General features: G+C 71.8%; 1 protein-coding gene. It reads right to left on the bottom strand.

Features of this window, described 5'->3' with window-relative positions; translation table 11 throughout:
- The coding region (locus tag F6S12_RS32800) for a TSUP family transporter (protein WP_315869996.1) at positions 1-521 on the bottom strand (521 nt) is incomplete at both ends.

Genomic DNA, 521 nt, shown 5'->3' with positions numbered 1-521 from the left:
CCACCGCCCAGTGCATGATCCCGCTGAGGCTCGCAGTGACCACGCTGCCCAGGGAGACCAGGGCGATCACCGCCAGTGAGGTGGCGACGATGCTCTTGCTGTCCAGGTTGGTGTAGCGGCTCAGGGCCGGGATGATGACGAAGCCGCCACCCACCCCCAGCAGCCCGGAAAGCAGCCCCGAGAGCATCCCGGTGAAGGTCAGTGCTCGGGCGCAGGGCAGGGTCCAGCGCAGGCGGCCCTGGGCCGGGTTGAGCACGCAGGGCATGAAGGCCGGGCGCGGCGCCGGCTGGCCCTGTTTCAGTTCCAGGCTGGCCTTGCGCAGGATGCGCCCGCAGGCGTACAGCAGCACCAGGGAGAACAGCAGCGCCAGCGGCAGGTTGGGTAGGCGGTGGGCCAGCCACAGGCCCAGCGGCGCCATGAGGATGCCGATGCCGGCCACGAACCCCGCCGCGCGGTAGCGCACGATGCCCTGGCGCAAGCCCAGCACCGCGCCGACGCTGGCTGCCAGGCCCACCGCCAGC

This window comes from Pseudomonas sp. JV245A (genome assembly GCF_032424515.1).
GTDB classification, from domain to species: domain Bacteria; phylum Pseudomonadota; class Gammaproteobacteria; order Pseudomonadales; family Pseudomonadaceae; genus Aquipseudomonas; species Aquipseudomonas protegens.
The sequence above is the reverse complement of the archived record's forward strand: the minus strand, read 5'-3'. Positions and strand labels throughout refer to the sequence as shown.